This window comes from Acrocarpospora catenulata (genome assembly GCF_018476525.1).
Classification (GTDB): domain Bacteria; phylum Actinomycetota; class Actinomycetes; order Streptosporangiales; family Streptosporangiaceae; genus Acrocarpospora; species Acrocarpospora catenulata.
Genome location: NZ_JAHCST010000066.1, coordinates 43,294 through 52,305 on the forward strand (window position 1 = coordinate 43,294; position 9,012 = coordinate 52,305).

Consider the following 9,012-nt stretch of genomic DNA (forward strand, 5'->3'; position numbering starts at 1 on the left):
GACTCTCGAAGCGGCGCGTACCCCCCCGGGGTGCGCGCCGTTTCGGCGTTTACCGCCCAAGTTTCGGTATCGGTGGCTTGGGGGGATTTAGTGGGACATCATGGGTCGAGTGTGGTTGGGGAGATGTCACGGGAACCCAGTGAACTCAGCGAGCGTCGAAGCAGGCGTGTGCCCTCAAGGTGATCTCTGGTGACCGCCACCACGCCGGCCCGGCGCCGCCGCCGACGGCCCACCCCTCCGCCGGCGCCCCCGCGCCCCGTACCGGCTCCGGCCCAGGAGCGGCCCGCGGCGGGCGGCCAGCCCCGGCTGATAGAGCTTGACCTTTTACGGTTCGTCGCCGCGTTCGCGGTCATGGCGTTCCACTACATGGCCGCCAGCAAGTCGATCTGGGGCGACTTCCCGACCGAGATCTTCGCCGAGGTCAACCGGGTCACCACGCTCGGCATCCTGGGCGTCGAACTCTTCTTCCTGATCAGTGGCTTCGTCATCCTGATGAGCGCGTGGGGCAGAAGTATTGGCCAGTTCGCGGCGTCCAGAATAGCCCGCCTCTACCCGGCCTATTGGTTCACCGTCATCGCTTTGTACGTGCTGTACACCTACACCGACGTACAGGGCTTCAAATTCAACCTCACCTTCGGCGACTACCTGCTGAACCTCACGATGTTCCAGGAGGCGTTCGGCGTCCTGCACGCGGGCGGGGTGTTCTGGTCGCTCTGGGTGGAGCTGAAGTTCTACTTCCTCATCGCCATCGTGGTGCTCGCCGGTATCACGCTGCGCAGGGCCATGGCCTTCATGTGGGCCTGGCTGGTGCTCGTGGTGGTCGCGGAGTACCTGGAGAACGATCTGCTCACCGAGATCGTCATGCCGCGGCAGGCGCCGTACTTCGTCGCGGGCATGGCCTTCTACCTGATCTACCGGTTCGGCCCCTCGGTGACCCGCTGGGGCTTCGTACTGGTCGGCTATGCCTTCTCGGTCTACGCCGCGCTGGAGCGCGTGCAGGGCCGGGTGGACCTGGTCGGCATCAAGCGCTTCCCGGCCCCGCCCACGGGCGTCGTCATCGCCATCACGGTCATCTTCCTGCTGATGGCAGCGGTCGCGCTCGGCTGGCTGCGGTGGATCAGGTGGGCCCCGCTCACCACGGTCGGCGCCCTCACCTACCCCCTCTACCTGCTCCACCAGAACGTCTCCGCGGTGCTGATTCCCGGTTTGCGGGAGACATTCAACCCGTGGCTTTTAACGGCCCTGACCATGGGTGCGTCTATCCTGCTGGCGTATCTTGTTTTCAAGCTCGTCGACCGGCCGGGCCAGCGATTGCTGCGCCGGATTCTCGGTGGCCGGCGGCCCGCGCGCGGCGAATAGTCGGCCTCTGTGCCGTAACTGTCGGGTAACCGGGTAGAGAAGAGGGGCTAGGCTCGGGATATAAACGGCGGAACGACGGCCATGGGGTGCGCATGACGGTACGGCGGGTGATGGGCATCGAGACCGAGTACGGCATCGCCGTGCCCGGTCAGCCGGGAGCGAACGCGATGGTGACCTCCTCGCAGGTCGTCAACGCGTACCTGGCGGCCTCGGCCGCGCGCGCCCGGCGGGCCCGGTGGGACTTCGAGGAGGAGAACCCGCTCCGCGACGCCCGGGGTTTCGACCTGGCCCGGGAGGCGGCCGACTCCAGCCAGCTCACCGACGAGGACCTTGGCCTGGCCAACGTGATCCTCACCAACGGGGCACGGTTGTACGTCGACCACGCCCATCCGGAGTACTCGACCCCCGAGTGCACCAATCCGCGCGCGGCGGTGATCTGGGACAAGGCGGGCGAGCGGGTCATGCACGACGCGGCGCTCCGCGCCTCCGGCATGCCCGGCAACGCGCCCATCCAGCTCTACAAGAACAACACCGACAGCAAGGGCGCCTCCTACGGCTGCCACGAGAACTACCTGATGCGGCGGGCCACCCCGTTCGCCGACATCGTCCGGCACCTGACCCCGTTCTTCGTCTCCCGGCAGGTGGTGTGCGGGGCCGGCAAGGTGGGCATCGGGCAGGACTCCCGCGGCGACGGCTTCCAGATCAGCCAGCGTGCCGACTTCTTCGAGGTCGAGGTGGGCCTGGAGACCACGCTGAAGCGCCCGATCATCAACACCCGGGACGAGCCGCACGCCGACCCCGAGAAGTACCGCCGGCTGCACGTGATCATCGGCGACGCGAACATGTCGGAGATCTCCACGTACCTGAAGCTGGGCTCGACCGCGCTGGTGCTGGCGATGATCGAGGACGGCTTTCTCACCGCGGACCTGTCGGTGGAGTCCCCGGTCGCCGCGCTGCGCGCCGTCTCCCACGACCCCTCCTGCAAGTACGAGATCCCGCTGCGCAACGGCCGGAAGATGACCGCCGTGCAGCTCCAGATGGAGTACCTGGAGCAGGCCCGCAAGTACGTCGAGGACCGGTACGGCGCCGGCCTGGACGACATGACCAAGGACGTGCTGAACCGCTGGGAGTCGGTGCTGACCCGGCTGGCGGAGGACCCGATGCAGCTCTCCCGGGAGCTGGACTGGGTGGCCAAGCTGGAGCTCCTGGAGGGCTACCGGACCCGCGACAAGCTGCCCTGGTCGCACCCCCGGCTCCAGCTGGTGGACCTCCAGTACGCCGACATCCGCCCCGACCGGGGCCTGTACAACCGCCTGGTGGCCCGTGGCCGCATGCAGCGCCTGGTGACCGAGGAGGAGGTGGAGCGGGCCATCGAGACCCCGCCCACCGACACCCGGGCCTACTTCCGGGGCCGCTGCCTGAGGCAGTACAGCGAGTCGGTGGCGGCGGCCTCCTGGGACTCGGTGATCTTCGACATCCCCGGGCGCGAATCGCTCCAGCGGGTGCCGACCCTGGAGCCGCTGCGGGGCACCAAGGCCCACGTGGGCGACCTGCTGGACCGCTGCCGCACGGCGGCGGACCTCGTGGCGGCCCTCACCGGCGAAGGGTGACGACCGGCACGCGCCGGCAGGGAGAGTAGGCCCGGCCGGCGCGTCGCGAACTACGCGGCAGCGGCCCTAACCAAGGTGCCGCGTGAAGAACCGCACCGAGCTGCCGGTCTCGAACTCGGGGATCTCCTCAGGATCAGGGGACGAGTTCCGATGGCGTCTTCCGGCGTCCACAGCACACCGGGGATCTCGCCGAGGGTGAACAGTTGTTCGGTGACGCCGTCCGACGACGTCTGGGAGGTGAACCGCAAAGCGTTTCACACCTTTCGGGATGCCTTCTGCGGGCGCTCCCTAGACCATGCGGGGGAGGGAGCCCCGACCTGTCACAGCGTTGATCGGTCTCACCTCCTCAGTTCGCGGCGATGCACGGCGACGCCGAAGGTATCAGCTTTGCCGTGACATGGCACATGCTTGACGGTTTTGTCCGTTCGGGATACGTTCCCGGTGAATTGTGGCGGCGTGAGGGAAATCCGGTGTAACTCCGGTGCGGTCGCGCCACTGTAACCCTTGCCCGAGCAAGGGGAGCCAGGTCACCACCCGCCACAGCACCGACTACAGGGACGCGAAATCCCAGAGGAGGTCCGTGGCGTGAGCCAGATCACGACCCCGCACACGCAACCCATTCCCCTTCGCCGCCTGGCCTGGTGGACGCTGGCCGTGCCGGTGCTCCTGCTGGTGGCCTACCTGGTCACCTTCGACCAGGGGGCGATCTCCCAGGCGGGGAACTACCTGCACGAACTCATGCACGACGGGCGCCACCTGCTCGGCGTGCCCTGCCACTGACGCCATGGTCCGCGTCCTTCTGGTCCGGGGTCTGCTCGCCGGACTGCTCGCCGGGTTCGCCGCCGGAATCTTCGCCTTCCTGGTCGGTGAGCCGTACGTCGACAGCGCCATCGCGCTCGAAGAAGCCGTCGCAGGTGACGGCCACCACGCCGAGGAACTGGTCAGCCGGGCCGGCCAGCAGGGCGGCCTGTTCCTGGCCACCGCCCTGTACGGCCTGGCCCTCGGCGGCCTGTTCGCCCTCGCCTACGCCTTCGCCCGGGGCCGGACCGGCCCACGCTCCGACCCCGCGCTGGCCGTCGCCCTCGCGGGGGCGGGGTTCGCGGCGGTAGTGCTGGTGCCTTTCGTGAAATATCCGGCCAACCCGCCTGCGGTGGGGGATCCGGCCACGATCGGGCAGCGCACCACGCTCTACCTGGTCGCCGTGGCGATCGGGCTGCTCGCGGTGGCCGCAGGGGCGGTCGCCCACCGGTTGGCCGGCGGGGCCGGTCCTCGCTCCTGGCTGGCCGGCGGGCTGGCGTTCCTGGTGCCGGTGGCGGTCTCCTGGGCGGTGCTCCCGGCGGTGGACGAGGTGGCCGAAGGCTTCCCCGCCAGCCTGCTGTGGAACTTCCGCCTGGCCTCGCTGGGCACCCAGGTGGTGCTCTGGGGGGCGCTGGGTGCCCTGTTCGCCTACCTCTCCTACCGGGCGGCGGCCCGGGCCGCGCAGCCGATCCCGGTCTGATCGGTGCGTGCCGCCCGGGTGACCCTGGTCGCCCATGCCCCGACTTATGCCCTCAAGGCGACTGCCTTCCCGTCTCCCGGCGATGACCTGGTGCGATTCCCGCAGGATGATCTTCCGGGAATTGTCGGTGCGGGATGGCAGGGTGTTCGTGGACCGGAGGAACGGTGCCGGGAGACGGCTCGCTTGCTGGGGGTGGAGGCCGCCACGGTCGAGGAGAGGCTGCGTGACTGCGATCACGGGCGGTGGCGGGGGCTCCCGCTGGCCGAGGTGGTGGCGGCGGAACCGGAGGGCGTCCGGCAATGGCTGGAGGATCCGGATTCGGCGCCCCACGGCGGTGAGCCGGTCAGCGCGGTGCTCCTCCGGGTGGGGGAGTGGCTGGCCACGCTGACGCCCGGGCGGTGGCTGGCGGTCACCCATCCCGGCCTGGTCCGGGCGGCCGTGGTCGTCGCGCTGGGCGCCCCCGCGGGGGCGTACCGGCGGGTGGACGTGCCACCGCTCGGCCGGGCCGAACTGACCGGTCTCGGCGGGCGGTGGAACCTCCGGCTTCCATTGAAAGGATCATGGTGACGTATCCGTTCAGCGCGGTCGTCGGGCTGGCCGATCTCAAGCTGGCGCTGGTGCTCAACGCGGTCTCGCCCCGGGTGGGCGGGGTGCTGGTGCGGGGTGAGAAGGGCACGGCCAAGTCCACGATCGTCCGCGCGCTGGCCGCGCTGCTCCCGCCCGTCGAGGTGGCCGACGGCTGCCGCTTCTCCTGCGACCCCTCGGCCCCCGACCCCGCCTGCCCCGACGCGCCGCACCCCGGTTCCGGTTCGGTACGGCCGGCCCGGCTGGTCGAACTACCCGTCGGCGCCTCCGAGGACCGGCTGGCGGGCTCGCTCGACCTGGAACGCGCCCTCACCGAGGGAGTGAGGGCCTTCGAACCCGGCCTGCTCGCCGCCGCCCACCGCGGCGTGCTGTACGTGGACGAGGTCAACCTGCTCCACGACCACCTGGTCGACCTGCTCCTGGACGCCGCCGCCCTGGGCACCTGCTACGTCGAGCGCGAAGGCGTCTCGGTCCGGCACGCCGCGCGTTTCCTGCTCGCCGGGACCATGAACCCGGAGGAGGGGGAGCTGCGGCCCCAGTTGCTGGACCGGTTCGGGCTGACCGTGGAGGCCCGCGCCTCCCGGGACCCCGCCGAGCGGGCCGAGGTGATCCGGCGGCGGCTGGCCTACGAGCTGGATCCCGCCGGCTTCGCCGCCCGCTGGTCGGCGGCCGAGTCCGACCTGGCCCACCGCATCGCCTCGGCGCGGGCGCTGCTCCCCGGGGTCGTGCTCTCCGACTCCGCCGTCAAACAGATCGCCACCGTCTGCGCCGGCTTCGAGGTGGACGGCATGCGCGCCGACCTGGTCACCGCCCACGCGGCGCTGGCCCACGCGGCCTGGCACGGCCGCTCCCGGGTCACCTCCACCGACGTCCGCCAAGCGGCACGCCTGGCCCTGCCACATCGCCGCCGCCGCGACCCGTTCGACGCTCCCGGTCTGGACGAGGCCAAACTCGACGAACTGCTCAGCGGCTTCGGCGACTACGACCCCGACGACGATCCTCCCGATCCCGGCGGCGGCCATCCGCCGGACTTCTCCGCCGAAGGTTCCGGTGGTTCCCCGGATCCTGTTGACGAGGCGGGGAGTGATTCCGGACCGCTTGGTCAAGCCTCGGATGACGGGGTTGGTGATCCTTCTGGTCACCGTGGGGCGTCGACAGATGTCGATCTACTGGACCGCTCTCCAGAGCACGATCCCAGCTTCGGAGCCGACCCCAATCGGGGTGGTTCCACGCACGAGCCGGACGGGGAAGCGCTCCCCCCTGCGCCCGGGCGGGACGGAAACGTGACTCTGCCGCCGTCCGGACGGGACGGATACGTGACTCTGCCACCGTCCGGGCAGGACGGGGAGGCGCCTCTGCCGTCGTCTGGGCAGACGACGCCCGCCAGTGATCCGCCCTATCGGGCGCGGCTTTTCACCCTGCCGGGAATCGGGTCTGGAGCACCTGGACGCCGGTCACGGGCACGTACCCCGCACGGTCGTACCGTCGGGGCGCGGTTGCCTTCCGGCGGACGGGTCACCGCCATCCACTTGATGGCAACCCTCTGGGCCGCCGCACCCCATCAGCGGCAACGTGAAGCGTTCTCGGCCGGAGGGGCCGATCCTGCGGCCGAAGGAGCTGGTTCCGCGACGGGAGGGGCCGATTTCGGGGTCGGAGGGGCTGGTTCCTTTGCGAGAGGGGTCGGAGGCGCCGGTTCCTTGGTGGGCGGGGTCGGTTCTGAAGTTGAAGGGGCTGGTTCCTTGGTGGGTGGGGTCGGTTCCGGGGTCGGAGGGACTGGTTCCTTTGCGAGAGGGGTCGGTTCCGAAGTTGAAGGCGCTGATTCTTTGGTGGGAGGAGTTGGTTCCGGGGTCGGAGGGGCTGGTTCTGCGGTCGGAAGGGGTGGGATCCGTATCGAGCGGTCCGACCTTCGCGAAGCCGTGCGTGAAGGGCGGGAAGGGAATCTGGTGCTGTTCGCCGTGGATGCCAGTGGATCGATGGCGGCTCGGCGTCGAATGGGGGCCGTGAAGGCGGCTGTGCTCAGTCTTCTGCTCGACGCCTACCAACGGCGCGACAAGGTCGGACTGATCACGTTCCGCGGGGAGACGGCTGAGCTGGTGCTTCCACCGACCTCCTCTGTCGAGGCAGGGGCTGCTCGCATGCGGGACCTGCGCACAGGAGGCCGCACCCCCCTCGCGGCAGGACTGCTCAAGGCAGCGGACGTGCTCCGGGTGGAACAGCTCCGCGACCTGGCCCGGCGGCCCCTCCTCGTGCTCGTAACCGACGGCCGTGCCACCTCCGGCACCCTTGGCGAGATCCCCCTCGCCGCCGCCCGCCTGGCCGGAACCGCCACCGTCCTCGTCGACTGCGAAACCGGCCCCATCCGCCTGGGCCTGGCCGGCGCGCTGGCCGCCCACCTGAACGCCGCACTTGTCCACCTGGACGAACTGGCCCACGTCGGCCTGGCCCACGTAGTCCGCGCGAGCCGAAGCGCCGCCTGACGCGAGCCGAAGGGCCGCTTGAACTGACCCCCGTCCCGGCCGGAAAGAGGAACCATGCCCCAGGGCAAACCCGAGCACACCCCGGACGACGGCCTGACCACCCGCCAGCGCCGCAACCGCCCCCTGCTTATCGTCCACACCGGCCCCGGCAAAGGAAAATCAACCGCCGCCTTCGGCCTAGCCCTCCGCGCCTGGAACCAGGGCTGGCCCATCGGCGTCTTCCAGTTCGTCAAATCCGCCAAATGGCGAATAGGCGAAGAACGCGCCCTCCAGACCCTCGGCGAACTCGGCCCCCCAGTCACCTGGCACAAAATGGGCGAAGGCTGGTCTTGGATCAAAAAATCCACCTCAGAATCCGACCACGCTGCCGACGCCCTCGAAGGCTGGTCCCAAATAAAACGAGACCTACTTTCCCAAACCTACCGCCTCCTGATCCTGGACGAATTCACCTACCCCATTAACTGGGGTTGGATCCCCATAGATGACGTCCTGACCACCCTCTCCACCCGCCCCGGCACCCAACACATAGTAATAACCGGCCGAAACGCCCACCCCGCCCTCCTCTCCCAAGCCGACCTGGTAACCGAAATGATCAAACTAAAACACCCCATGGACACCGGCCAAAAAGGCCAAAAAGGCATCGAGTGGTAATTGAAAGAGAGTGAATTCTGGCGGGTGCGAGTGTGTACACCCATTTCGACTCTTCGTTCGCAGATCCAGCTCCACCGGGAGAGTTGGCTGCCGTCCCCGCTCGTGGTGCGGGTCCTGCTCGTCAACTCGATTCAGAGATAGGCGAGCTCACTCACTCCATCCCCAACTCGGTGCTCTTAAAGTCCAGCATCGAACTCGACCTCGAATCCGTCCTGTGCTCGGTCGCCCGAAGCGACCTAGGACCACGCGTTCTGCCACCCGGGTGGGGCGTGCGCTTCCGACAATCACCAACAGTTTTTGACATGGCTACCTCTCTCGTGGAGGTGTGGGTTAAACGACCCCACCGAAGACCGTCTCAGTGGAGTGTTCGGTATCGCCGGGGTCATGTGACCGACCGCACCGCCCCGGACACCCGCCAGTTGCGGCCACTCCCGACCCGGGTGCCCGACCTGGATGGCCACGTGAGGAAGTCGTCCAAGCCGGCGGAGCCGGTTCCGGTCGAAGGCCATAGAAGGAAGGCCATAGAAGGGTGGACGGGAGCACCACGGCAGTCAAACTTCACGTGTACCGGCGCGGCAGGCTACCGTCCCCGGCGGGAGCCGGGTCCGACAGAAGGCCGCAGGGGTGGTTGGGAGTTCCCCGGCAACCAATCCTTCATATGCGGGGACGGCAGCCAGCTCTTCCGGTGGAGCTGGGTCAGCGAACGAAGGGTTGAAATGGGTGGGAGTCCATCGGGAGCCATTCACCCCGTGGGTGGGTGGACGCTTCCCGGCAACTATCCATCCCGGCGGAGCCGGGCCCGGACCCGGAGGGTCAAGAAGGGTGGGTGGGT

At 68.9% G+C, this 9,012-nt stretch carries 7 protein-coding genes and 1 riboswitch; all 7 genes read left to right on the forward strand.

Annotated elements, in window-relative coordinates:
* The first annotated feature begins 189 nt into the window (after positions 1-189).
* The 7 genes from KIP79_RS39045 to cobO all read left to right on the forward strand — a co-directional run bounded on the left by KIP79_RS39045 (position 190) and on the right by cobO (position 8,180).
* Positions 190-1,359 (forward strand): acyltransferase family protein, encoded by a 1,170-nt coding sequence (locus KIP79_RS39045; protein ID WP_308170116.1) that lies wholly within the window; start codon positions 190-192, stop codon positions 1,357-1,359.
* A gap of 92 nt (positions 1,360-1,451) precedes the next feature.
* On the forward strand, positions 1,452-2,969 hold the full coding sequence (gene dop / locus KIP79_RS39050; RefSeq protein WP_214110050.1) for a depupylase/deamidase Dop: 1,518 nt from the start codon (positions 1,452-1,454) through the stop codon (positions 2,967-2,969).
* 435 nt (positions 2,970-3,404) lie between these two features.
* A riboswitch (cobalamin riboswitch) is annotated at positions 3,405-3,522 on the forward strand.
* Positions 3,523-3,554: 32 nt separating this feature from the next.
* Positions 3,555-3,749 carry a CbtB domain-containing protein gene (locus KIP79_RS39055; RefSeq protein ID WP_214110051.1) on the forward strand — a complete coding sequence of 65 codons (195 nt, stop codon included), beginning with the start codon at positions 3,555-3,557 and terminating at the stop codon, positions 3,747-3,749.
* A gap of 4 nt (positions 3,750-3,753) precedes the next feature.
* Positions 3,754-4,467, forward strand: a complete 714-nt coding sequence (locus KIP79_RS39060; RefSeq protein ID WP_214110052.1) for a CbtA family protein — start codon at positions 3,754-3,756, stop codon at positions 4,465-4,467.
* Between the two features lie 90 nt (positions 4,468-4,557).
* Complete coding sequence (locus KIP79_RS39065; protein ID WP_308170117.1) at positions 4,558-5,034, forward strand: histidine phosphatase family protein; 477 nt, start codon at positions 4,558-4,560, stop codon at positions 5,032-5,034.
* Positions 5,028-7,529, forward strand: a complete 2,502-nt coding sequence (locus KIP79_RS39070; RefSeq protein WP_214110054.1) for a VWA domain-containing protein — start codon at positions 5,028-5,030, stop codon at positions 7,527-7,529. Before KIP79_RS39065 ends, KIP79_RS39070 begins: the two co-directional genes overlap by 7 nt.
* A gap of 54 nt (positions 7,530-7,583) precedes the next feature.
* The gene (gene cobO, locus KIP79_RS39075) at positions 7,584-8,180 is read left to right on the forward strand and encodes a cob(I)yrinic acid a,c-diamide adenosyltransferase (RefSeq protein ID WP_214110055.1); all 597 of its coding nucleotides are present in this window, start codon (positions 7,584-7,586) and stop codon (positions 8,178-8,180) included.
* The last annotated feature ends 832 nt before the right edge of the window (positions 8,181-9,012 follow it).

Excerpts from the sequence above, each read along its gene's own strand:
- dop (WP_214110050.1), top strand. The coding sequence starts at position 1,452 with ATGACGGTACGGCGGGTGATGGGCATCGAGACCGAGTACGGCATCGCC.
- KIP79_RS39060 (WP_214110052.1), top strand. The coding sequence starts at position 3,754 with ATGGTCCGCGTCCTTCTGGTCCGGGGTCTGCTCGCCGGACTGCTCGCC.
- KIP79_RS39070 (WP_214110054.1), top strand. The coding sequence starts at position 5,028 with ATGGTGACGTATCCGTTCAGCGCGGTCGTCGGGCTGGCCGATCTCAAG.
- cobO (WP_214110055.1), top strand. The coding sequence starts at position 7,584 with ATGCCCCAGGGCAAACCCGAGCACACCCCGGACGACGGCCTGACCACC.